This is a genomic window from Gemmatimonadota bacterium, from assembly GCA_022560615.1.
Taxonomy (GTDB): Bacteria; Gemmatimonadota; Gemmatimonadetes; order Longimicrobiales; family Gaopeijiaceae; genus UBA1138.
On sequence record JADFSR010000036.1, the window covers coordinates 1 to 23,768 of the forward strand.

General features: G+C 64.5%; 21 protein-coding genes and 1 tRNA gene. 2 read left to right on the top strand and 20 right to left on the bottom strand.

All coding sequences use genetic code 11. From position 1 onward, the window contains the following. Window positions 1-1,038: 1,038 nt before the first annotated feature. Together IIB36_16155 and IIB36_16160 are read right to left on the bottom strand one after the other, a co-directional pair. Complete coding sequence (locus IIB36_16155) at window positions 1,039-1,539, bottom strand: hypothetical protein (GenBank protein MCH7533270.1); 501 nt, start codon at window positions 1,537-1,539, stop codon at window positions 1,039-1,041. Between the two features lie 134 nt (window positions 1,540-1,673). Next, a complete protein-coding gene (locus IIB36_16160) occupies window positions 1,674-2,567 on the bottom strand; it encodes a carboxypeptidase regulatory-like domain-containing protein (protein ID MCH7533271.1) in 894 nt (297 codons plus the stop codon). A 214-nt stretch (window positions 2,568-2,781) separates the two neighbouring features. Between IIB36_16160 and IIB36_16165 the strand changes: the two genes are divergently transcribed. Next, window positions 2,782-3,762 carry a lipocalin-like domain-containing protein gene (locus IIB36_16165; protein ID MCH7533272.1) on the top strand — a complete coding sequence of 327 codons (981 nt, stop codon included), beginning with the start codon at window positions 2,782-2,784 and terminating at the stop codon, window positions 3,760-3,762. Window positions 3,763-3,787: 25 nt separating this feature from the next. Here the strand turns inward: IIB36_16165 and IIB36_16170 are convergent, their stop codons facing one another. The 5 genes from IIB36_16170 to sixA all read right to left on the bottom strand — a co-directional run bounded on the left by IIB36_16170 (window position 3,788) and on the right by sixA (window position 8,587). Continuing rightward, window positions 3,788-4,828: a hypothetical protein gene (locus IIB36_16170; GenBank protein MCH7533273.1), complete on the bottom strand. Its 1,041-nt coding sequence runs from the start codon at window positions 4,826-4,828 to the stop codon at window positions 3,788-3,790. Between the two features lie 686 nt (window positions 4,829-5,514). After that, window positions 5,515-5,598 (bottom strand) — tRNA-Ser (locus tag IIB36_16175). Window positions 5,599-5,632: 34 nt separating this feature from the next. Next, window positions 5,633-6,436: a site-specific integrase gene (locus IIB36_16180; GenBank protein MCH7533274.1), complete on the bottom strand. Its 804-nt coding sequence runs from the start codon at window positions 6,434-6,436 to the stop codon at window positions 5,633-5,635. 491 nt (window positions 6,437-6,927) lie between these two features. Continuing rightward, window positions 6,928-7,737 carry a sporulation protein gene (locus tag IIB36_16185; GenBank protein MCH7533275.1) on the bottom strand — a complete coding sequence of 270 codons (810 nt, stop codon included), beginning with the start codon at window positions 7,735-7,737 and terminating at the stop codon, window positions 6,928-6,930. A 385-nt stretch (window positions 7,738-8,122) separates the two neighbouring features. Next, the gene (gene sixA, locus IIB36_16190; protein MCH7533276.1) at window positions 8,123-8,587 is read right to left on the bottom strand and encodes a phosphohistidine phosphatase SixA; all 465 of its coding nucleotides are present in this window, start codon (window positions 8,585-8,587) and stop codon (window positions 8,123-8,125) included. A 306-nt stretch (window positions 8,588-8,893) separates the two neighbouring features. Between sixA and IIB36_16195 the strand changes: the two genes are divergently transcribed. Further along, window positions 8,894-9,148 (top strand): helix-turn-helix transcriptional regulator, encoded by a 255-nt coding sequence (locus IIB36_16195; protein ID MCH7533277.1) that lies wholly within the window; start codon window positions 8,894-8,896, stop codon window positions 9,146-9,148. Between the two features lie 103 nt (window positions 9,149-9,251). Here the strand turns inward: IIB36_16195 and IIB36_16200 are convergent, their stop codons facing one another. The 13 genes from IIB36_16200 to IIB36_16260 form a co-directional block, all read right to left on the bottom strand. Next, window positions 9,252-10,694: a beta-lactamase family protein gene (locus IIB36_16200; protein ID MCH7533278.1), complete on the bottom strand. Its 1,443-nt coding sequence runs from the start codon at window positions 10,692-10,694 to the stop codon at window positions 9,252-9,254. 595 nt (window positions 10,695-11,289) lie between these two features. Beyond that, entirely contained in the window at window positions 11,290-12,882 is a 1,593-nt protein-coding gene (purH, locus tag IIB36_16205; protein ID MCH7533279.1) for a bifunctional phosphoribosylaminoimidazolecarboxamide formyltransferase/IMP cyclohydrolase, read from the bottom strand. After that, the gene (locus tag IIB36_16210; GenBank protein MCH7533280.1) at window positions 12,882-13,538 is read right to left on the bottom strand and encodes a phosphoribosylglycinamide formyltransferase; all 657 of its coding nucleotides are present in this window, start codon (window positions 13,536-13,538) and stop codon (window positions 12,882-12,884) included. The genes purH and IIB36_16210 overlap by 1 nt, the downstream gene beginning before the upstream one ends. Next, window positions 13,535-14,188 (bottom strand): MBL fold metallo-hydrolase, encoded by a 654-nt coding sequence (locus IIB36_16215; protein MCH7533281.1) that lies wholly within the window; start codon window positions 14,186-14,188, stop codon window positions 13,535-13,537. Before IIB36_16215 ends, IIB36_16210 begins: the two co-directional genes overlap by 4 nt. A gap of 7 nt (window positions 14,189-14,195) precedes the next feature. Then, window positions 14,196-14,522 carry an iron-sulfur cluster assembly accessory protein gene (locus IIB36_16220; protein ID MCH7533282.1) on the bottom strand — a complete coding sequence of 109 codons (327 nt, stop codon included), beginning with the start codon at window positions 14,520-14,522 and terminating at the stop codon, window positions 14,196-14,198. Between the two features lie 9 nt (window positions 14,523-14,531). Further along, the gene (locus IIB36_16225; GenBank protein MCH7533283.1) at window positions 14,532-15,086 is read right to left on the bottom strand and encodes an HAD family hydrolase; all 555 of its coding nucleotides are present in this window, start codon (window positions 15,084-15,086) and stop codon (window positions 14,532-14,534) included. Between the two features lie 17 nt (window positions 15,087-15,103). Next, window positions 15,104-16,501, bottom strand: a complete 1,398-nt coding sequence (locus IIB36_16230; GenBank protein ID MCH7533284.1) for an L-seryl-tRNA(Sec) selenium transferase — start codon at window positions 16,499-16,501, stop codon at window positions 15,104-15,106. Continuing rightward, a complete protein-coding gene (locus IIB36_16235) occupies window positions 16,498-18,027 on the bottom strand; it encodes an Ig-like domain-containing protein (GenBank protein ID MCH7533285.1) in 1,530 nt (509 codons plus the stop codon). The genes IIB36_16230 and IIB36_16235 overlap by 4 nt, the downstream gene beginning before the upstream one ends. A gap of 26 nt (window positions 18,028-18,053) precedes the next feature. Further along, window positions 18,054-20,810: a valine--tRNA ligase gene (locus IIB36_16240; GenBank protein ID MCH7533286.1), complete on the bottom strand. Its 2,757-nt coding sequence runs from the start codon at window positions 20,808-20,810 to the stop codon at window positions 18,054-18,056. Between the two features lie 104 nt (window positions 20,811-20,914). Further along, window positions 20,915-21,730, bottom strand: a complete 816-nt coding sequence (locus tag IIB36_16245; protein MCH7533287.1) for a hypothetical protein — start codon at window positions 21,728-21,730, stop codon at window positions 20,915-20,917. A gap of 33 nt (window positions 21,731-21,763) precedes the next feature. Further along, entirely contained in the window at window positions 21,764-22,927 is a 1,164-nt protein-coding gene (locus IIB36_16250) for an aminotransferase class I/II-fold pyridoxal phosphate-dependent enzyme (GenBank protein MCH7533288.1), read from the bottom strand. Between the two features lie 2 nt (window positions 22,928-22,929). Continuing rightward, window positions 22,930-23,550: a fumarylacetoacetate hydrolase family protein gene (locus IIB36_16255; GenBank protein MCH7533289.1), complete on the bottom strand. Its 621-nt coding sequence runs from the start codon at window positions 23,548-23,550 to the stop codon at window positions 22,930-22,932. Window positions 23,551-23,567: 17 nt separating this feature from the next. Continuing rightward, complete coding sequence (locus IIB36_16260) at window positions 23,568-23,768, bottom strand: hypothetical protein (protein MCH7533290.1); 201 nt, start codon at window positions 23,766-23,768, stop codon at window positions 23,568-23,570.

The following is a 23,768-nucleotide window of genomic DNA, read 5'->3' on the forward strand; positions in this document are numbered from 1 at the left end:
TGCTGTGGAGTGAGGACGGGCGGAAGAACCTCATCGTGTGGAACCTGGCGGAGGAGAGGACGGCCAGGGAGATCACCGACGCCTAGGACGCCCTGAGGGCCGCGAGAGGCCGACTGGGACCGTGGCTGCCCCGTACCTCTCCCCGGCGAGAACGCCGAGGGGCTTTTTCACGCCTGGTAGAGACGTAAGGAGATAGAGAGATGAGACGATCTAAGAAGTTGCCTAAGTCCTGAGCCAGGGCGAGCAGCGGCGATTCTTCTCCGAGTTCAACATGCGCTACACCAGCCCCTTGAGGAATCTCTGTATGGTTCGCCTGATGCTGGAGGCGGGCCTGCTGTCCGAAACATGGAACGTGCCCCTGTGTCGCGGTCCGTGGCAATGAAGATCACTGGTCATAAGACAGAGAGTATCTATCGGCGGTACGCAATCGCCGATGTCGCCTCTATCGAGGAAGGAATGTCGAAGCTGGCCACCCTGGATTCGAGGCACGAAACGGCACAAATCTCCTAGGCCACGGCACAATCGTGGCACAATCCCGGCACACGAAGGGCTCCAAGCTATCTCCCGCAGAGACGGCTAGGAGCCCTATGTTATTGCTACGTCAGTCTTTATATCCAACGGAGGGGGTGGGATGGGCGGCGCTTTGCGCCGCCGCGTCGCGGGTTGCCGCCTTGGGCGCTGGCGCGATAGCAGCTTGGGCCGCTCGCGTCGAACCCACGAGTCCTTTCGGACGCCGGTTTTCAAGTTCGCCATGATTTGTTGCGTGTCGTTGCGTTTGGTAGCAATCGCCCTGCGTGACGCGCGTTCTATCGCACCCGTGTTTGCACCTGGTTGCGTTTGGTTGCGTCTAGTTCAGGGCGTCCGTTGGCAAAAGTACGGCTCGATTGGGTCACATGGCCCACCCCACGACCAACGATCACCACGCCTTCCACGAAGACGCGAAGCCAGTGGATCTCGCGGGTGGCGGTCATGGGATGAACATGGGGCTCAAGCCAAGGACCAGCTACGGCGCGAGGTCGTACTCAGCCCCCAGACGAACTACCGAGGCGTCCAGAGGAAGACCTCCCAGTCACGGAGAGGGTCAGGCCCACCCACCGCCCTGTCCATGGGCATGCCGGTCTTGCCCGACCACAGCTCGAGCATCGGCAGGCGCGCGTCACCTAGGATCTCTGTGGCCCGCATCGCATACGTCGCGTCACCGATACGTAGCCACCCGTCGGTGTGACCGTCTCTCACACGCTGCGCCCAGTATCCCCCGTCCGGGCGGGTGGCGGTGATCACACCCTCGGGAGTCCCCACATACGAAAGATAGATCACGAACGGCGGGAAGCCGCCCTGCTTCATCAGCAGAGTGGCCCCCACGTCATTGACGGTGCTGAAGTCGTTCGGGGCGGGAGTATCCGTCCCTCCGATTATCACACCGGGCGTACGCTGAAGTCCCTCGTTGCCTGCGTAAGGAGCGGTGTACACCCAGCTGGTCACGCCGATCAGGAGTACCACTCCCGTAGCGATCCCTGCGATCTTCAGCTTGCCGTTCATCCTAGATCCTCCGCGTTGGTCTCAGCGCGGACGGGTTACCAGGCCACGCGGCAGGAGCGTAACCCCGAACCGGAGCGTTGTCAGTATGGGAGCCCGAACGCCGGAAGATCCCCACGATTCGCACTCCGGCGCTATCACCACGCCTTCCACGAAGACGTGTAGCCAGGGGATCTGACGGGGGCGCTCGGTGACGCTACCGCACCTGGAACGTGACCGGGAAGCTGACCCAGACGGGACGGCGTTGGTCTCGGTTCAAGGCGGGCGAGAACCTGAACACGTCGGCGACAGCCAGCGCTGCATCGTCCAAAGCCCGGTGTCCCGAAGACCGGTTGGCGCGGGATGTCCAGACTGATCGGCTCTGGGGCCTCGTGCTTCAGCTCAATCTTAATCACACCAACGGAAGCTTCTCCACCGTACCACGCGACTGCCTCATCCCCCTTGATGACCTCGACGCGCTCGATGTCCATCGGGTTCATGCCCTCGAACTCTTCTCGCGTAATCCGCGCGCCGTCAACGTAGAGGAGCGGCTCGTTCTGGACGGCTGTCGAGCGAACGCCGCGCAGCAAGGTCTGGCTGCCGGCGCCTATGAGGGTGACGACCAAGCCCCGGACCGGGACCGCGGTCTCGAAGAGCCGGATGTCGAGGGCGGCCGTCTCGCCTGCGACGAACGTGACCGTCTGCGTGACCGACCGGTAGCCGATCAGCTGCGCGACGACCGTGTGCTCACCGGGCGGCACCCCGAGAATCATCATCCGGCCCTCGTTGTTGCTCAGGCCGCCACGACCGGTGCCCTCCACTGAAATCTGCACCTTGGAGAGCCCCTGGTTGCTGCCTTCCGTCCTCACGATTCCAGCGAGCGTACCGGCCTGCGCCGCGATCGGCGACGCCGCGAGCGTGGCCGAGACCACGTCGACAGGCACAGAGTCGGGGCCCAACGAGAGAAAGAGGGTGCCGGAGGCAACCACGCCGACGGCCCCCCCGCCAATGATGGCCAGCACTGGGAGTAGGTCCGTGCCAGAGAGCCTCATGGTCGCCTCCTTGAATCCAACGTTGGGTCTATCTGGATACTCGCGTGCGAGCACAAGAGATCCTCACGTAGCCGTCGCCCCGCGGCGCTGTCATCCCAACGTGTCGTCGGTCGGCGCTCGGCCTAGAGCGCTTCTGCCGGCGCTCACTGGCGTCGCCCACGGATGCTTGTAGACTCGTGATGTCGAGGCCCACGGGATTCCGGAGGAAGAGAAGATGCCCAGGAAGCTGATCACGCTATTGGGTCTCGTCGCGCTGTCCGCGTGCAGTGGTAGCGCCCCAGCCGCCGAGGTCGCTGAAGAGACCCCGGTCGTCGACCTCGCCACAGCGGATCTAAAGAGCCAATTCGCCGGCGCGTGGAGGCTGGTCAGGATCGAGCGATTTGCTGCTGGTGGTGAGCTGCTGGAGCCCCCTATTGAGGACCGCCTCGGCTACATCATCTACGACCCGGCCGGCTACATGGGTGTCACGATCATGCAGCCTGACCGGCGGCCGTATGCCGGCAACCAGCGGACGCCCGAAGAGGCGCTCGCTTCCTATTCGAGCTACAGCTCGTACTTCGGCACGTTCACCGTCAACGAGGCCGAGGGGTTTCTGACGCACCACCTGGAGGGCAGTCTCAACACCCGCGGCGCCGGCTCCGACTACAAGCGTTTCTATACGTTGTCGGGGAACCGGCTGACGCTACAGCCACCCGCGGGTGGAAGCGGTAACAAGACGCAGCTCACCTGGGAAAAGCTCCCGGACTTGCCCGAGTCCGAGCTCACGGAGACGCACAAGCGGCTGTTCGGCTTCTACCGGATCGAGTCGGTTTCGCGGCGGATCGTGGACGGCGAGTCGCTCCCGGCCAACCAGTACGAAACCGCGTTCATCATCTACGCTCCCTCCGGGCACATGGCGGTGCATCTGATGCGACCGGGCCGCGAACCGTACGCCGGCACGCGGCCGACGCCCGAGGAGGCGCTGACGGCCGTACAGACGTACGGCAGCTACTTCGGTCCGTTCTCGGTGCATGAGGACGAGGGCTATCTGGTTCATCACCGGATCGGCAACCTGAGGCCGAGGCAGACCTACACCGATGCCCAACGTTTCTACGAGCTGACCGATACGCATCTCACCCTGCGACCGCCCGTCGGGACCGACAGCGAGGGCCGTCAGTTTCAAAACACGCTGAGGTGGGCACGGATCCGCGACTAGCCCCGATTGACGCGGCCGATCGTGCTCAGTTTCGCCCAGTCTGCCTTTCCTGATAACGGGCACCGCTGAGTACGTTGGCAAGAGCGTAGTTCCCCTCGTGGCAGGCGTACTCGTAGAGGTTGGCGTGAAACTTGTTGATCGGGATCTCTCCGCCCCAAGGCTCCGTGAACATCGTCGGATCGTCGACGGTGAACTCATAGACGATCGTTTCTTCGTCGACCCGAGTGAAGCGTTCGATCACAACAGCTTCCTCCGAAAGGGGGACCCCGCGGATACGCTGTTGTGGGCTGATGTCCGTGGTCTCGACCACGAGTGCGTCACCTTCCCACCGACCCCAGGAGTTGCCGAAGTACGGCCGGACGCTCTTGGCTATCGGACCAGGCTCGCCAATCCGGATGATCCGCGTGTCGTGGACCATCTCCGACATGATCATCACATAATCGGCCGTCTGTACGATGGTGTAGTTGGAGTTGTACGCACCGACGGGCTGCATGGGGGGGCCCAAGGGGGATCCGAAAAGGATGCAGCGCTCGGCGAATGGTCTCAACTCCGGGTGGTCGTATTGGCCAAATTGGCTTCTGAAGTCCCGGCGCTCCTGGCCCAGCCGCTGGGCCTCCGGTGTGCGGGCCGGAACGCGGCCGTTCGCAGGATGGGTGACTAGAGAGGTTCTGGGCTCGCCGTTGATGATGGCTATCCGCGTGCCCCGCTCCCAATAGACCTCGTTGTACTCATTGCCCGACAGTCGAGCCTCATTACTGGCCCCTTCCCGGGAGGCCCTCCCGCACTCAACTGTCCCGGGGTTCGGGGGGCACACGCCATCCCCCCGCTCCAGCTCCGCGACCTCCTCCCATGTGAACACCGGTCCCCTACCCTCTTGGCGCTCAAACGGAGTCAGCGTCGAGTTGGTCCAGTTCCCCTGAAGGTCCGGATGGCCTTCGGGTGTGCGCGGCACGACCCACTGCTCGCCGTCTGGGGCCGGGGCCTGAGCTGCCGCCGGGGAGAGAAGCGCCGCCCCAGCGATCGCTATGCACAGCCCAAGAAGCCAACTCGAATGTCGCATGTTCATCTCCCGTCCTCCAAGCCGATGGGATTGTTACGCAAAAACCCGAACAGTGGCTCTTCCACAATAGCCCGTGGTACGGGGTTTCGCTCCTCTGGTTCACGGGCCGCACGGTTTCTGGAAGGGACCACTGCCAGGAACCCGAGTGTCTCCCGCATGGCCTTGCCCGACATAGGTGCCCTCCTGAGTGGATGCTACAGGAGGCTGCGCTGGGGGAGGCGGGTAGGCAATGAGGACGAGGGCACATCGTCACAGCCGCGAATGGCCCACGACCGCCCTTCAGTGGAGGCTACCCTCGATGAGCGTCAGGACAGAGTCGGCGAGCGTCTGAAGCTGGATCAGTTCCCTCAAGTAGATTTCCTGCGTGTACACCTTGTTCCGCACTCTTCCCATTGCTGCGTCGTCACCATGTATGCGGGCCAGCGCACACGCAAAAGGCCCGGAGGCCACTTCTGTGACCACCGGGCCGATCGACTGTAACTCCCTACACTGCAACGACTACGGAGGGGGTGGGATGAGCGGCGCTTTGCGCCGCTGCGTCGCGGGTCGCCGCGTTTGGTGCTAAACGCGTCACGAGCTTGGGCCGCTCGGCTCGAACCCTCCTAGCGAGTTTCCGCGGAAACTCGCCGTGGGTTCGAACGGGAGGGTTTGAGGACCGCTCGTGGACTAGATGGCGCGAAGACTATTGGAAGCGGAGGGGGTGGGATTCGAACCCACGAGTCCTTTCGGACGCCGGTTTTCAAGACCGGTGCATTGAACCGCTCTGCCACCCCTCCAAGTCGTTCAAACGTAAGGGCTAATGCCCTTTTCCTACACCTGCCACATCACCCTCAAGCAGGGGGTGTCCCCGAAACTGTCCCCTGACGATTCCTTCACGTCATCGCCCACGGTGCTGCTGCACAGCCCCAACATCCTCCCCATCCGCTCGAAGTGCGGGGCCACGTCGGCGTAGTCAGGATGAAAAGTCGCGTACTTCATTGTCATCTCAATGTGCTTGTGACCGAGCTGCCTCTGCAAGATTTGTAGCGGTATTCCAGCCCGCGCGAGCGCCACAGCCGCTGTGTGACGATGATCGTGGATCGTGTACTCGTAAATGCCCACGAGGCCGCACGCCCTGTCATGCTCTGCCTGCACTGTACGTCGCTTGACGTTGAATAGCCGATCTGTGCCTGACAGCCCATCTCCCTCGATATGGGAGCGCAGCGCCTCCGCGACCCATGGCGGGACGAACACGGACCGGACACCTGCCTCGGTCTTCGAGTCCCGAATCGAGAGCCGCATCTCGCTGTAGCCGTCTCGCACGTCGCACACGCGCAGGACCTCCCACCCCCCGAGGCGCATACCAGTGCTCAGGAGCAGCAGTTGCTGGCAGCGGAATGGACGACGGATAGCCGCCATGTACGCCGCAACGTCTGCCTTCTCCAGGTACTTGATTCGAGTGGTGTACCTATAGCGCTTTATCCTGGGCCGTTCTGCAATCAAGCCTTTCATTTCAGCGTAGCTGGCCAGAACGCTGACGGCACCGAGGTCGTTGTTCACAGTGTTCTTGGACACCTCCTTGAGCCGTGCCGCCTTGAACGATTGCAGCCTGTCCACGAGTAGCGCGTCGGCCACGTCGACCTTCTGCCCCCACATGAGCCTTGAAGTGCTCCACGCCAGTTGTGTAGCGCTCGTGGGTCGATTCCGCGACATCGCGTTCCTTCCAGGCGAGGGCCGCGTCTACCGCCCCGCCAAGAGTCATCGAATCAGTGCGAAGGTCCTGGGCAAGGCTACCGCTTCTTCCTCTTTCCGGTACTCATCCGCAAGCTCGGGGTGCGGTCAAGTGAAACCGGGGTGGGATCGGTAGTAATACACCCCGTACGGGTCCCACAGGTTGGGCTCCGGGATCGGGCTCGCGCGCCTGCGGCCCTTGGGAAGGTGGGTGGCTCGCACCCCGCACTGACGGCAGAATACGCATCTTATACGCGCTCTCTATGACGGACGCGATACCGTCAGGCAGAAGAGGCGATCCTCACATCCCGAGACCGAGAGCGAACATTGTGGAAGAAGTCCAGCGCCGAAGCCCTTTCGCCGCGAGCGTAGGCTCGACTCCCAGGACCACCGACTTACTGGCTTCTTTGATCTATCATCACCTCTTTCAGCGCGCGCCCTATGACCAGGCTAATGCCTTCGCTGCTGACACTCCCGTCTTGAGCGTAGAGTTGAGAGGAAGCCAGGTGAAAGTGTTTTGTAATCTTGTCTTTTCCCAGGATGGCTTTGAAATAATCCACAATCGACTTTTCCTGGAGGTTGAATATCATGTCTCCCTCCACACTTCCATCTTCGGCGTGAGACATCTCGAAAGCCAGGTAGTCGAGTTCGGACTTGAGCATTTCTGGAGGCAGCAGACGAAAGTAGGTTCTCGAGGAGTCGGGGTTCCAGCGCCTCGATTTTTTTCTTTCCTGAAATCTCAGGTTCTCTTCACACACCTCGATGATGGCAAGGAACTCCTCCGCCGGCTGAACTTCCAGCACGACCCCTTCCGTCGGATCTATCGCGCTGGGGATGTCCATAGTAACAACCAGGCGCCACCCGGTATGTGCGGTTGATATCCGGCAGTTCTCGGGGAGGCCGACTTCAAAGGAAAATCTGTGCTGGCTTCCAGGTTCAAAGTCGATGGTCCCCTGTAGAACGACTTCGACATGCGTTTTGTGAACGGTAACCGTGGTCGTAGTCCTTCCAGTTGACATTGTCTCAGTCCAGAATTCTTTCAGTTCCAGATTGATTGCATTGCCAGTCAGTTTGTATTCGGGCGCCGTGACGACTACCTCCCCTCTGATCAAGTCGAACTGGGAATATATCTCGTCCTCCAGCACAACTGCGATCTTCGATCCAGCGATGTTGAACGTCTGTTTCAGCCCTTCGAGAACGCCCATGAGTGATCCTCCTAGTTGATTTCTTGGGTTGTTGCACCCTACTCCGAGCACTCACCTTGAGCGCGACCTTCCGCTCGTGCTTGATGTCCTTTGGCCAGGTAGACCGTCGCCATTCCGCCCTCACCTAGCTCACGCTCGATGCGGTAGCGACCCTCTAGGGCTGCGTTCACGCGGGGTGATGGGATCGGAGTCGCTCATGCGCTCAAGATGCGGCGTGGGTCAGCAGAGCGCGAGATCCTACAACAACACCATCGGCAGCCCCAGCGCGAACAACGCGCTCACAATGAGCACGCTTCACGAAGCCCATTGAGCGGAAAGGCGTCCCGAACCTGCGCGTCGAGTCTCGAAGCAGATGATCGCACTTGATGCCCACGAAGAGGGCACGTCAACCCAGCAGCGCCGGAACCACGCTCCAGAGCAGCGCCCAGCGCCCGTCCTCGTTACGCTGAAGACAGACCATCCCGGCGTTCGAGAACTCCACGACCCCTCGCTCCGGATCGCTCGCAAGGAGAAGTGAGGTGAGACGGGCCAGGTGGGGCAGATGGCCCACGAGGACCACCCCCTTATCGGTCTCGCCGAGGCGCTCGGCCCATAGGGCTGGATCATCCAGGGGCGCCAGCCCGTCCGTTTCCTCGACGGTGGCGGCCTCCAATGTACCGGCCAGAGCCTCGGCCGTCTCACGCGCCCGGATCTTCCCGCTGTGACGGATCGGGATGTTCTCGGACAGGCCGCTGCGGGCGAGAAAGGCCGCGACGCGCTCGACTTCGGACCGGCCTTTGTCCGTCAGCGACCGGTCCGGGTCCTCCTCCTTAGACTTGGACTTGCCGTGCTGCATCAGGTAGAGCCTCATGTCCGTTGAGCTAGTCACATCACCATCCCGCCCTCACCTAGCTCACGCTCGACGCGGTAGCGGCCCTCCAGGGCTGCGTTCAGGCGGGTTATGGGGTCAGGCATCGAGACGTGCTCAGCATGAGCGGATCAAACCTTGGTCAACATCCTTCGCGCTTTGTGGATGGGCAAGCCGAATGTGGCCGAAATGTTGTCGCGGTCGGTGGGCAGGTGCGGTTGTGCCTCCTATTTCGCTAGCCCTCAAAAGCCCCTGGCGGCGCGCATCATGGCGTAGGGGTCGGTGGCCTTGGATGTGGTTGTTCGGACTATGGACACGCAGGGCCTTGAGGAAGCAGCATGGCTCCAGGGGGCCGCGCGCGTCCGGTGCGAGGAGCTAGGTCTGTCCCAGGAGGCTCTCGGCTACCGGGCCAAGGTCCATCGCACGTACGTGAGGGATGTCGAGCGGGGTGCTCGGAATCCGACCGTCAGAGTGATCTGGAAGCTGGCCGATGCGCTGGACACTAGCCCGAGCGCCCTCTTCGAAACGGCAGAGCGCGTGCTAGCGCTAGCTGGGAGGTGCTGACATGGGGCACCTCCGCGGTTGAGCTCCTTGCGCACCAGAATGGCGTGGGCTCGTGAGCGAGCGCGGCGCCATGGGCCGTGGAAGCGTCCAATGCATTCGATGGTCAGGCAGAAGCCGATTCCAGCCCAGGCTTCCGAAACGTGAGCGTGATCCGCAGCACGCCGTAAACGATTTGCGCCGCGCCGAGGATCAGGAAAGCATGCGTCAAGCCAGGCTCGTTCGTCAGCATCCCTCGCAGTCGCACTCCATAGATCAATGGCACGACGACGATCACTGCCAGAGGTCCCAACACGGGACCGACGAACATGAAAAAGCGTATTTGCATGATGTAATTCGGGTCCCGTGGGGCCCGCGTCGGATCCTTGTACTCCTGCCAGAGAGCGTAAGAACCCCAGATCAAGATCAGCATCACCAGCAGAAAGGCGAGATCCACCAAGACGTAGCGCGTTGTGAACGAGAGGCCTCGTTGCGGCGGCGGCGCTCTGCCGGCGAGTAGGCTCACGACGCCCCGCGCAACCCGTCGGTGTATCGTAGCGGCTAGGACGCTGCGGACGTTCATCAGAACCACCACACCCCAGCGTTCCTCCGGGCTGAAGGCCACAAAGGAGCTGTAGTTGTGCACCACGCCTTCATGAAAAATGGCCGGAACACCGTTCACGGCGCTCTTGCGCCAGCCTCTACCATAGAAGGCACCTTCGCTGGGCGTGTGCATCGCCTGAATCGCCTCCGGCGAGGCCACGGAGCGATCGCCGAAATACCCACCGTTGAGTTGCGCGACGAGGTAATGGGTCATGTCCTCCGCACTGCTGATGAGAGCACTGCTGGGGAGTTCGTCTTCGCCGTACGAAAGGTTCGCCGCCACGGGAAATCCGAACCAGATGCGATAGCCCGTGGCCAGATCATCCTCCTGCGCGCGCGCCTGTGAAACGAAGCTGTGTCGCATGTCGAGACGATCGAACACATGCTGCTGGATGTAATCGCCGTAAGACTGCCCGGAAACAGTTTCCACGAGCAGCCCCAGCGTGGCGTAGTTGGCGTTGGAATATGCGTAGCTCGAGCCCACCGCGTGAGTCGGCTCGGCCTCCCGCAGGTCGCGAATACGCTGTTCGAGTGTCCGCTCTTTCCCCTCTCCTATGTAACTGGCCGACCGCGACAAACCACTGGTATGACTGAGAAGGTGGCCCACTGTAATCTGAGATGAGGCCGAAGCATCGGCGACGCGAAACCAGGGCAAGTAGCGCTGCACGGGCGTATCGAGCTCGAGGCGTCCTGTGTCAATGAGCTGTGTGACCGCAAGAGCCGTGAATGACTTGCTGACGGAACCGAGGATAAAAGGCGTCTGCGGTGTGACCGGTCGTCCAGTGGGGTCGGCTGTGCCAAACCCTCGAAGGTGGACGATCCGGTCGTTCTGTACGATACCGAGTGCCAGGCCTGGGATGTGTGCCACCGCCATTGCCGCCTCCAGATAGGCGTCGATGGCGGCAATATCGATGTCTTGAGCCTGTTGCGGCTCGTCCGACGCGAAGTCTTCGGCGGCGATGGCCATTGCCGCAAGCTGGGTAGCGAAGGCAAGGACAAGAGCGAGGGCTCTGAAATACCTGGATTCCATGAGTAATGGCTCTCCTTCTACAGCAGAGGCTCGCTCAAGCTGCGGATAGGAGAATCTAAAGCGCGTGGAGCCCCTTCGATATACTGCTCAGGGATGGCGGTGGGGCGGGTCCTCCCCGCAGGAACTAAGTGGGAGTCGGACAGGGCCGACGCCACTCCTGAGCGGGAGCAACCCTCGTCGGCGCCTCTAGGTGTTCAAGCTCAAACACCTTCGCGAAGCTGAGTTGAGAGGCGGACGGTGTCGGTTGAGTCCTGCAGGGCTAGCTGAGCCGAAAGGGGGTGTGTCCCCCAAAGCGTCCTCTGACTATCCGGATTCAGAGGGATTCAGTCGGACTCATCGGGAAAGCCGAATCCTGAAAGCCCAACGGATACGGACTCTTTCGGACTCAGAGAGAAAGAGCGGGAAAGCCCCGATACATTTTCAAGACCGGTGCATTGAACCGCTCTGCCACCCCTCCAAGCGGGTGACCACCCGCAGGCAGAAAGATGCTTCAGCCCCTGCCCTGCTTCAACCGGGACCCGAAGGTGTGTCGCTAATGCCGGAACAGCCTCCGGCCGGTGAACACCATCGCCATGCCGTGCTCGTTCGCGGCGGCGATGACTTCTTCGTCTCGCTTGGAGCCGCCGGGCTGGATGACGGCCTTTACGCCGGCTTCGGCTGCTGCGTCGACTCCGTCTCGGAAGGGGAAGAACGCATCTGAGGCGAGGACCGAACCGGTCAGGTCGAGGCCGGCGTCGCCCGCCTTTCGCACTGCGATCTTGGACGAGTCCACGCGGCTCATCTGACCGGCGCCTATGCCTAGGACAGCTCCGTCCTTCGCGAGCAGGATCGCGTTCGACTTCACGCCGAATATCGCGGCCCAGGCGAAGCACAGGTCGTCCATCTCGTCTTCGCTGGGCCGCCTCTCGGTGGCGACGGTCCAGGTCTCGTCGTCGACTCCGTAGAAGGGGGGCGCCGGCGGGGTCTGGGCGAGCATGCCACCGTAGACGCTGCGCAGCATGCGCGCTTCGGGGATTCGACCCCAGCCTGCGAGGAAGTTGTCGTCGCCGTTCCCTCCCCCGATCTGGGGGAAGGTCAGCAGGCGGATGTTCTTCTTCTCGGTGAGCTTGCTCATCGCGGCCTGTGAGTAGCCGGGCGCCACGATGCACTCGATGAAGAGCTTCGACATGAGCTCAGCGGTCGCCTCGTCGAGGGGGCCGTTCAGTGCGATCACGGAACCGAAAGCGCTGGTGGGATCGGTCGCGAGCGCTTTCTCATAGGCGTCGGACAGCGAGTCGGAGACGGCGAGGCCGCACGGGGTGGTGTGCTTGGTGATGCAGACGGCGGCCCTTCGTGAATGAGCGAACGGTGCCAGAGACATGAGGGCTCCGTCGATATCCAGCAGATTGTTGTACGAGAGCTCCTTGCCGTGGTGCTGTTCGAGCGCGGACAGCCCGGCGGGCTCGTCGGGACCGTAGAACGCTGCGTCTTGATCCGGATTCTCACCGTAGCGGAGCGTCTGCACGCGCCGCAGTGAGCCGATCAGTCGTTCGGGAAGAGGCGTCCACTCCGCCGATCGCTCCATGTAGGCGGCCACGGCGTCGTCGTATATGCTGACGTGACGGAAGACCTTCGCCGCGAGTCGGCGGCGGAGCTGTGTCTGCTCGCCCCCCCCGTCGATCCCGGCGATCACGGTCTCGTAGTCGGCCGGGTCGACAACGACCCACACGTCCCGGTGTGACTTGGCGGCCGCACGGATCATGGTCGACCCGCCAATATCGACCTTCCCCATCGCGCCTTCCATCGGGACATCGCCGGCGGCGATCGTCGCCTGGAACGGGTAGAGGTTCACGGCCACGAGATCGATGGGCCCGTACCCGTGTTCTTCCAACGCGGCCATGTCTTCGGCGCGGTCCCGGCGAGCGAGCAGTGCGGCGTGAATCGCGGGATGCAGCGTCTTCACGCTACCATCCATCATCTCGGGGTGCTGGGTGAGGTCAGAGACGCTCGTCACCCCGAGGCCGGCGTCCCGTAGGGTCCGGGCGGTACCACCGGTCGAGACCAGCTCCCAACCCCGCTCCTGGAGTGCCTTCCCGAGTTCCACGATGCCGGTCTTGTCGGACACGCTGAGTAGCGCCCGCTTCATCAAGGTGCCTCGTCGGAGAGGCGATAGGCATCTCCTTTGCACGTCAGCGGCCCGGGATCGCGCCCTTCGGCCAACGCACTGCAAACGTGATCCGCCGCGATCGGGTACAGGCGGTGCTCGGCCCTCAGTACCCTCGCGGCGAGTTCTTCCGGTGTATCGGTCGGCTTCAGCGGCACCGGCCACTGGGCCACGATGGTGCCGTTGTCGTACTCCTTGTCCACGTAGTGGACCGTGGGCCCCGAGATTCGTGCGCCCGACTCGATCACGGCCCGATGCACGTTGATCCCGTACATGCCCTTGCCCCCGAACGCGGGAAGCAGCGCTGGATGCACGTTGAGGATGCGGCGAGGGAAGCGCTCGACGACCTGGGTCGGCATCCTCCGGAGATAGCCGGACAGGAAGATGACCTCGATATCGTGCTGCTCGAGCAGCTCGAGCGTTTCTCTGGCCACTCCCGCTGGGTCACGATCCTTGGTCGGAATCACCGCTGACGCCACCCCTGCGGCCTCAGCGCGCCGCAAAGCTCCAGCACCCTCGTGGTTGCAGACGAGGAGCGACAGCCTCCAAGGGGTGTTGGCACTCTGGTGGTCGATCAGCGCTTGTAGGTTGGTGCCTTCCCCGGAGGCGAAGGCGGCGGCCTTCAGCGCTCGGCTCACACCAGCTCCCCTCCGTAGTGCGGTACCAGGAAGGGGTTTCCGACACGCTCGTGGCCGACGGTCGTCGGGGGACCATGGCCGCTCAAGAGCACGGTCTCGTCCGGCAGCGTCAGAACCTGATCGCGGATGGACCTCATGAGCGTGGCCAGGTCGCCACCCGGAAGGTCCGTGCGCCCGATCGAGCCCATGAACACGACATCGCCTGAGATCGCGACGCTCTCGTCTTCGGCCACGAAGATCACGTGACCCGGTGCGTGACCCGGCGTGAAACGAACGTCGAAGGCGCACGTCCCGAACTCGTAGCGCTGGCCGTGCTCGAGCTCGTGTGTGGGTGTGGGTTGTGCCTCCGCCGTGAGACCGAGCATCGCCGCCTGTCTCGGCAGCGCCTCGTACATGCCGAAGTCGTCCCGGTGTAGCCAGATGGGCACTTCGGGCGCGACCGCCCGGACGTCGTTGACGCCCTCGATGTGGTCGAGATGGGCGTGCGTGAGCAGGATCGCCTGCAGCGAGAGCTCGTCTTCGACGATGGCGCGGGCCAGGTCAGCCGCGGCTCCGCCGGGATCGATGGCGACGGCGACCTTCGACTCCTCACAGACGACCAGGTATGCGTTTTCCCCGAAACCTCCACCGGTGAAGGTTCGGATGTTCAAGGGGACATCAAACCGTGAACGAACTCCCGCAGCCGCAGCCACCCGAGGCGCTCGGGTTCTTGAACGTGAAGCCCTGACCCATGAAGCTGGTCACGTAGTCGATCTCGACGCCTTCGAGGTACTGGGCACTGAACGGGTCCAAGAAAACCTTCACACCCTCGATGTCGATCACTTCGTCCTCGTCCTCGGGCGCGTCCTCGATGTTGAGGCCGTACTGAAAGCCAGAGCACCCGCCGGGCAGTACCGCCACGCGCAGGCCGACGCCACCCTCGACACCGTGCTCCTGGATGAAGTCTTGGACTTTGGCGACTGCCGTCACCGTCATGGTCATCATGGCAAAAAGCTATTCGAGACGCGAAATGCGGTCAACGGCGGTTTTCTCGACAATCAACTCCGCCGCGGCCGCGAGGTCATCAACTATAAGTATCGGCTCCGGTGCCGATGCTTCCAACTCATGCCCATACCCCGTCCGGACCAGAATGCCCCATCCACCGAGCTCGAGCGCGGGCATGACGTCGGTGAGTTTGTCTCCGATGTAGTACGAGCGGGCCGGATCCAGACCGAGTTCTTCAGCCGCATCGAGATACATGCCAGTCCCGGGCTTGCGGCACGGGCACGGACCGGAGCGATCCGGGTGATGCGGGCAGAAGCGCGTCATGTCGACTGCGACGCCCGCCTCTTCGAGCAGCGCGTCCAGCCGTGCTGCCACGGCATGGTAGTCCTCGATCGAGTAGTACCCGCGGGCGATCCCCGACTGGTTGGTGACGATCACGAGCGCGAAGCCCGCTTCTCGGAGCGCCGCCAGCGCCTCGAACGTGCCAGGCAGGATCTCTACGCGGTCCGGGTCGGCGAGATACTCCCGCTCGATCACGATGGTCCCGTCGCGGTCGATGAACACCGCGGGCCGTAGCTCCCTCACGGCGTCGCTCCCCCCGGCCAAGCCTCGGCGACGCGGCGCACGAGGTCGCCCTCTTCCTCGGCATCGACGGTCCGTGGATCGAGCAGCACCCGCCCATCAGCGATGCGCGCGATCACCGGGGGACGGCCAGTGCGCAGGCGAGCAGCGAACGCTTCCGCCCCGTCCGGGGGGTCGAGCGCGAGCGCCCAGCCGGACAACTCCACTCCGGGGTAGGTGCCGCCACCCACTGCGCCCTTCGCTTCGACCAGCGCGGAGGGAACGCCCGAGTCGGCAAGCTTCTGGGCGAGGGCGGTCGCGCGCGTTTTCAGCTCCTCCTCGGTGGCCGACAGCATGCGCAGCGTGGGGATCTCGGCGCGTGCCCGTTCCGGGTCCCGATACAGCTGGAGCGTCGCCTCCAGACCCGCCAGCGTCACCTTGTCGACGCGGAGCGCACGACAGAGCGGATTCACCCGTAGCCGGGCGATGACATCGGCCGCACCGAGCACTAGTCCGGCCTGGGGACCGCCCAGGAGCTTGTCGCCCGAGACCGTCACGATGTCTGCACCGTTCGAGAGCGACTCGGCGGCCCGGGGCTCCTCGGGCAAAGCGAGCGACTCGGCGCGGAGCATGAGCCCCGACCCCAAATCGTGGAGAAGCGGGATGCCGTTGGCTCGAGCCACGCCGGCGAGCGCATGCAACGGCGCCTCCTCCGTGAAGCCCGTGATACTGAAGTTCGAGCGATGGACCTTCAGGATCGCCGCCACGGAACCATCTGCGCACGCTTCCTCAAAATCGGCGACTCGGGTGCGGTTCGTACTCCCGACCTCCACCAAGGTCGCGCCGGACCGTTCGAGGATCTCGGCGATGCGAAAACCCCCACCGATCTCGACGAGCTCTCCTCGCGACACCGCCACACCGCGCCCACGTGCCATCGTATTCAGCGCCAAGACCAGCGCGGCCGCGTTGTTGTTCACGACGAGGGCGTCGTCCGCGCCCGTGAGGTCGCACAGAAGCGACGCGCAGTGGTCGTAGCGTGATCCCCGCCTGCCCTCTTCGAGGTCGTACTCGAGGTTCGAGTAGCCGCGCGCCGCGCGTGCCATCGCGTCGCGGGCAGCCGCAGCAAGTGGAGCGCGCCCCAAGTTGGTATGCAGCACCACGCCCGTTGCGTTAATCACCGCGCGTAGCGACGGCTCGTCCTTCCGAACGAGGTGGTCCTCTACTTCACTGACATACAGTTCAGGGCCGTCGATCCCCGCGACCTCCGTACCGCACTTCACTTGCTCGCGCACATCGGCGATGACCGAACGAAGTGCCTCGAGCACGCGTGCGCGAGGGTACGCGGCCAGCAGCGCAGCGAACGACTCCTCTTCGAGCAGCACGTCGACGGACGGAATGGACCTCCGAGGATCTGTCATCGTGAGGCCGGGCGACGAGGCGTGGTCCGCGCGGCCGTGTCGGGGACCGCGCTGGTGTCGGGAACCGCGAGCGAGTCCTCCGCGGAAGCGGTGTCGGTGGGCAGCTCGGCCGGTTGAAGGACGAGCGCGGCGCTCCCGCCGCCGAGCGGTACGGCCGTGATGTTCCTCACGGCACTGACAACGAGCCGGTACGGGCTGTTCGGCACGAGCGTCGCTCCGAGAATCGTGACGATCTGTCTCGAGGGCAGTCGCTCACCGGCCGGCCCGGTCTGTCCTCTTGCCGGCGTCACACCGGGGCCGGGAGGTCTTGGACGCGCAGTGGGGCGGCCGTTCAGGCCGGTCGGGGCCATACGCCGGGCCGGAGGCGCCACCACCCGCTCCGCCTCGGCGGGATCCTCCGGCGCAGGATCCTCCGCCGCGGGGTCGACGATCGTGACGGTGTCGGCTACGCTCGCGCTATCGACTTCCCCAACCGCGGTGCTGTCTTGCGCGACCGTGCTGTCCTGCGCGGCGGCCTCGGCGGCCTCGGCGTCTCGTACCACCGCCTCGAGGGAGTCGAGGACCGCGAACGAGTCTGCGATCTCCTCGGCGTACGCCACGTACTCGTGCTCGTGGAAGACACGCGCCGCCACTACGCCCACGCTGTCTTCATCGAGCACCGTGACGATCACGCCGGCGAGCGGAAAGTCCGGATCCAGGTAGTCGTCGAACTCGATGAGCGCGGTGATCGAATCCAGCGCCGTGACACTCGTGACCCGGGCAGGCGTCGTGTCCGGCTGGAGCACCGCGATGTCCGTGAAGAGCGTGTCGGCCTCGTACACCAGCTGCCGCCGCGCACCCTGCACCTCCATCAAATCCACGACGCCGTCGCGATTCCGATCCTCGAACGCCGTGAGCTGGAAGCGGCCAGCGCGTCGCCCGTCGACCTCGATCGCGGTGGGTACGAAGCGCAGCGCGAACACCCCGTCGGCGTCGGTCATGGCCAGGTGCACGGACGAGTCGCCCTCAGTCTCCACCGCGCGGACTTCGTAGTCCGCCGCGCCCAGTCCGGTGAGACGGTCCCAGACGATGCCCGCGATCGTCGTGGGCACGGGAGTCGGGCCGGTCGAGAAAACGAGCTCGAATTGGTCACGCATCTGGTTGCCGAACAGGTCGCGGATCACGGGCAGCAGCGTGACTCGATACACGCGGTCGGGCTCGAAGCCACCGTCCACGTCGATCACTAGGCTGCGCCGCTCGTGGCGCACGCGCAGATCTCCCAAGCGTGGCGACAGCACCACCGCGTCTTCGAGTGTGCCCCTAGCGACTTGCTCACTGATGCGCTCGTCGAAGTCGAAGCGAATCGAGCCCGAGAAGTCCGGAACCACAGCAAACGTATCAGGCGTGGTGGACACCACGACCGGGGGTCGGCGGTCTTCCGGGCCTCCCCGCGGTGCCCCCTGCTGTGCACACGCGGCGACCAAGGCCACGGCCATCGCGACCGCGGCGACGGTGACCCTCCGCCGAGCCTGCGCGGGCGTGGGCACGGTCGCGCCGGAACACAGATCGGCGCTCAGGAGGCTCCGCCCTCGAGCCCGGTCAGCTTCTCCTGCAGCTTACTCGCCTGCTCCTCGTACTGGGCGAGCTTGTCGCGCTCCTTTTGCACGACCTCCTCAGGGGCACGGGAGACGAAGTTCTCATGGTCGAGCTTCTTCCGCGTGCCCGCCGACAACGCTCGCAGTCGCTCGATCCGCTCGCGCAGCCTGGTCCGCTCACGATCGAGGTCGATGACGCCTTCCAGCGGCACGAACAGTTCGCCGCCCCCGCCGAGCACCGCATGCGCACCGATGCCCGAGCCCTCGCCTTCGTGCACGCCGCCGATGCGCGCCAGACGCTCGAGCGCGGCAGCCTGGGACCGGACCGTGTGCAACAGCCTGGAGTTCCGGCCCGTGAGGTGAATCTGGACGCGCTCGCCCTCGGGGACCCCGTACTCCTTTCGCAGCCGTCGGACCTCGACAACCAGCTCTCGCAGCGCCTCGAAGTCCCGTTCCGCATCCTCGTCCCGACGGCCGTCGCTGCCGTCCGGCCACGGCGCCACGATCAGGTCCTCCGGGCGCTCGTCCCCCTCCGGCCACGGCAGTCGCGACCAGAGCTCGGCAGTCACGAAGGGCACGATGGGGTGCAGGAGCCGATACGAGTGGTCGAGCACGGTCACGAGCGTCGACCGCGCCGCCTCGCGGCCGGCGGCATCGGCGCCCTCCGTGAGCCGCGCCTTCACGAGCTCGAGGTACCAGTCGCACACGTCGCCCCAGAAGAAGTGGTAGAGGCTCTCCGCGACGTCGTGCAGCCGGTAGCGCTCGAGCCCACGAGTCGCGTTCTCCGAGGCGCTGCGAAGCCTCGACAGGATCCACCGATCTTCGAGTGCCAGGTCGCCCGCGACCTCGGCGAGCGGTCTCACCGGGGCGTCGCCCAGACTCAGCAACGCGAAGCGGCCCGCGTTCCAGATCTTGTTCGCGAAGTTGCGTCCGTTCGCGAAGGCTCCCTCGACGTCCTCATGGTCGAGGCTGATGTCGGTGCCCACCGCGGCCTGGCTCACGAGGGTGTAACGCATGGCGTCCGCACCGAAGGTGTTCACGACTTCGAGCGGATCGATGCCGTTGCCCAGCGACTTGGACATCTTGCGACCCTTCATGTCGCGGACGGTGCCGTGCAGGTACACCTCCGTGAACGGAGGCTCACCGAAGAACTCGTAGCCCATCATGATCATGCGAGCGACCCAGAAGAATAGGATCTCGGGCGCGGTGACCATGGCGTGGCCGGGGTAGAACGCCTCCAAATCCGGGGTCTTCTCGGGCCAGCCGAACACGGAAAACGGCCACAGCTGCGAGCTGAACCAGGTGTCGAGCACGTCAGGGTCCTGCTCGAGCTCCGTCGAGCCGCACTTCGGGCACTCGCTCGGGTCCTCGCGGGAGACGATCTCCTCGCCACAGGCGCAGTACCACACTGGAATCCGGTGCCCCCACCAGAGCTGCCGCGAAATACACCAGTCCCGGATGTTCTCCATCCAGTGCTCGTACACGCGCTGCCAGTGGCTCGGCGTGAACGTGATCGTGCCGTCCTGGGAGGCGCGCAGAGCGGGCTCCGCGAGCGGTTTCATCTTCACGAACCACTGCAGCGACAGACGCGGCTCCACGACGGTGCCGCAGCGGTAGCAGTGAGGCACCGAGTGCGTGTGCTCGTCCTCACCGGCAACGAGCCCTTGCTCCGCGAGAGCTGCCACGACCGCCTTGCGCGCGTCGAAGCGATCCATGCTCTGGAACGCCTGGGGGGCGTTCTCGTTCATGCTGGCTTCGGGCGTCATGACGTTGAGGATCTCGAGTCCCGTCCTCTGCCCGATGTCGAAGTCGTTCGCGTCGTGCGCCGGCGTGAGCTTCACCATGCCGGACCCGAATTCCGGATCGACGTGGGCGTCGGCGACGATTGGGATCGTGCGGCCCGTGAGCGGCAGCTCGACATCTGCGCCGACCAGCGACGTGTAGCGCTCGTCCTCCGGGTTCACGGCGACCCCGGTGTCTCCGAGCATCGTCTCGGGCCGGGTGGTCGAGACCGTGAGGTACCAACGACCGTCGTCGAGCTGCCCGACCGCGTCGGCTCCGGCCTCGGATGCCGCCCGCGCGGCTCCGCTGGCCGACTCGCTTAGCGGGTAGCGAAGGTGCCAGAGGCTGCCCTGCGTCTGGTGGCCCTCCGCCTCTTCGTTGGACAGCGCCGTCAGACAGCGGGGACACCAGTTGATGATGTACTCGCCCCGGTAGACGAGACCCTTCTCGTAGAGGTGCACGAACACCTCTCGCACCGCCCGGCTGAGTTCGTCATCGAGCGTGAACCGCGTGCGGTCCCAGTCGCACGACGCGCCGATCGCCTTGAGCTGCTCGAGGATCTCCGAGCCGGTCACCTCCACGTGGTTCCACACCGCCTTCACGAACCGCTCACGGCCCAAGTCGTCTCGATGACGTCCTTCCGCCGCGAGCTTGCGCTCGACCACGTTCTGCGTCGCGATGCCCGCGTGGTCCGTGCCGGGCACCCACAGGGAGGCGCGCCCCTGCATGCGCCGCCAGCGGATGAGCACGTCCTGGATCGTATTGTTGAGTCCGTGACCCATGTGCAGCACCGCGGTCACGTTGGGCGGCGGAATCACGATCACGTAGGGATCGGCGCCGTCCTCCAGTACCCGACTCGCCGGCACGTGGAAGTATCCGCCTTCCTGCCACTTCGCGTAGCGGGCGGGCTCGATGGCCTGCGGGTCTAGCCGGGGCGCCAACTCTTGAGACACGTCAGCTCCGATCAATACGGGTGCCGGGAACGGATTCGCTCGAAGCCAGAAAGATGGCGAGCCCTCGATAGCTTCGGAACCGCTATACGGCCTTGGTGCCCAGGCTATCGGCGCGAGCGCGTCGTATCCGCCTGAGCCGCCGCCCGCTCGCGGTCACGCCGCTCGCGAATCGCTTCCTGGCGCACCTTCCATACGTCTTCGACGTCGTAGCGCGCGCTTTGGCGCATGATCTCGTCCCACTGCCACTGCCGTTGGGCGACCTCGTCACGCTTGCCGACGGGGACACCGAACAGGTGAGTGCCAGGTAGAACCACATCGCCCAAATAGATCTTGCCGTCTGCGACGCCCCAGCGCTTACCGTCACTGTCGGTGAAGGTCCAATCGGTGAGCCGCGCCTCCGCCGCCTCCGCCGCCGCGAGCGAGTCGGCCCAATCCGCGATTCGGCCACGGAGCGCTAGCTCCTCGCGCTGCTCCAGGCTCAGGTCGGTGAGCCTTGGATCGATAGGCCTCCACAGACGTTCGTCGGTGAGCCGGGGACGGAGCAATTCGGCCCCAGTGAGAGGCGGAGGCGTGAAATCGAGGCCCGGTTCCGCCTCGAAGATCAACGGGGTCGGAGCCACCTCGGGCGACTCGATCTCCTCGATCTCGGTCGGGTCGTCCGGTCGCTCGAGGTCCGCCTGGGCCAGCTCGATGAGGCGCAGTAGCTCCAGAGCGTCAGAGCTGCCCGTGAAGTCGGGGAACGGGAGGCGCGCATCCTCCTGCTGCAACGTGCCGTAGCTCTGGTACAAACCGAGGAGCAAGACGTGGATCGCGACCGAGATGCCGAAGGACGTCCACACGACCCGGCGAGACCCGAGCCCCGACCGCTCTCGACCGGCACCCCGATCGGAGCGATTCGTGTAACCCCCGTGAGCTTGCATTTGTCTTCCTAAACCGCCTTCGGAGCCCCGTTCCTAGTTACGAAGCCGACCGAGCCTTTGCGTCGCCTCCAACATACGCTCCTCGGTGACCGTGAGCGCGATACGGAAGAAACCTTCTCCGCCTGCGCCGAGCGCGCGCCCGGGCATGATGATCACGCCCTCCTGCTCGAGCGCCCTCGTCGCGAAAGCCCGCGACGACCCGCCTCCTGGAACCGGCACCCACACGTACATGGTTGCCTTGGGCACGGTGGCATCGAAATCGGCCTCCCGCAGACCCCGGACCGCCACGTCCCGACGCCGCTCGAAGGTGGCGACGTTGCCGGGCACCCACTCTTCCCAGCTCTCGAGCGCGGCGACGCCCGCGGCTTGGACTGCGAGAAACTGCCCCGTATCCATGAACGACTTCACCTTCGAAAGCGCCGCTATGATATCGCGGTTTCCGGCCACCCACCCCAGCCGCCACCCCGTCATGTTGTACGTCTTGGACAGGGAGTGAAATTCGACCGCGACGTCGCGAGCTCCGTCGAACTCGAGGATGCTACGCGGCCGATACCCGTCGAAGGCGATCTCGGAGTACGCGTTGTCGTGGACGAGGACTGCTTCGCGCTCGGCGCAGAACCGGATCGACTGCTCGAAGTAGTCGTCCGGCGCGGTCGCAGTTGTAGGGTTGTTGGGATAGTTGAGATACAGAAGTCGCGTGCGGCTCGCGACCGACTCGGAAAGCTCGTCGAGCGGGATCAGGAAGTCGTTCTCGGGGCGTAGCGCGACGAGGTGGGGCTCACCGCCCGCCAGTGTCACGCCGCCCAGGTAGGCCTGATAGCCTGGATCTGGGATGACCGCCGCGTCACCTTCGTTCAGGAACGCGAACGGAAGGTGAGAGATCCCGTCCTTGGACCCGATGAGCGGTAGCACCTCGGCCCACGGGTCCACGGAGACCCCGAATCTGCGCCGCATCCAGCTGGCGATCTGCTCGCGGAAGGCGGGCAGCCCCATCTGGAACGGGTAACGCGAGTGAGCGTTATCGCCCGCGACTTCGCGTAGTCGCTCGACGACCGCAGGCGGTGGATCCAAGCTCGCGTCTCCAGCGCCCAGATCGATCACGTCGACGCCTTCAGCCTCGAGTCTTGTGCGCGCCGCCCTCATCTCCGCGAGCGGAAAGTCCGGGAGCGCCTCGAAGCGTGTGCTGCGTCGCGTCATGCCTACTCCTCGCGGACCCGATTCGCGACCTCGCCGACACCCGCGACGTGCACGACGACTTCGTCCCCGTCGGCGAGCGGGCCAATCCCGGATGGCGTGCCCGTCGCGATGACATCTCCAGGCTCGAGCGTCATGAAGCGCGTGATGTGTTCAATCAGGACGGGGATCGGGAAGACCATGTCCTGCACGGGAGAGTCCTGACGCACGTCACCGTTTACGCGTGTCGTGACGCGGAGGCCGTCCAGGTCCACTTCCCCGAGGGGGGTCACCGAGCCGATGGGGCAGAACGTGTCGAAGCCCTTCGCCCGGCTCCACTGCCCGTCCGCGTTCTGGAGCTCGCGCGCGGTGACGTCATTCACAGGCGCGAATCCGGCGACGTGCTCCCAAGCAGCATCCGCGGCCACGTTCCGCGCACGGACGCCGATCACCACTCCGATCTCTCCCTCGAAGTCCACTCGCCCCGCCCAGGTCGGCATGACGATGTCGTCCCCCGTGCGGATGATCGCAGACGGTGGCTTCAGGAAAATCAGTGGCTCACTGGGAACGTCGTGGCCGAGCTCAGCCGCGTGCTTCGCAAAGTTCTGCCCGACGCAGACGATCTTGGACGGAAAAGGCAGGGACATCTGAAGTCTGGATGGCTTCAGGCGTCGCTCGGCCGCGTGTGGATCCAGGTGCCGATCAGCGCCCCGAGGCCAGCGATGGCCAGAAGGCCCGCGATCACAGTCCACCAGAAGCCGAGGTCCGAGTGACCCGCGTCCCATCCGGCGCTGCCGTTGCGGAACGCGCCTGAGGCCATGCCCAGCCAGACCACGCCCACGCCCATTCCGAAGATCCGTCTCAT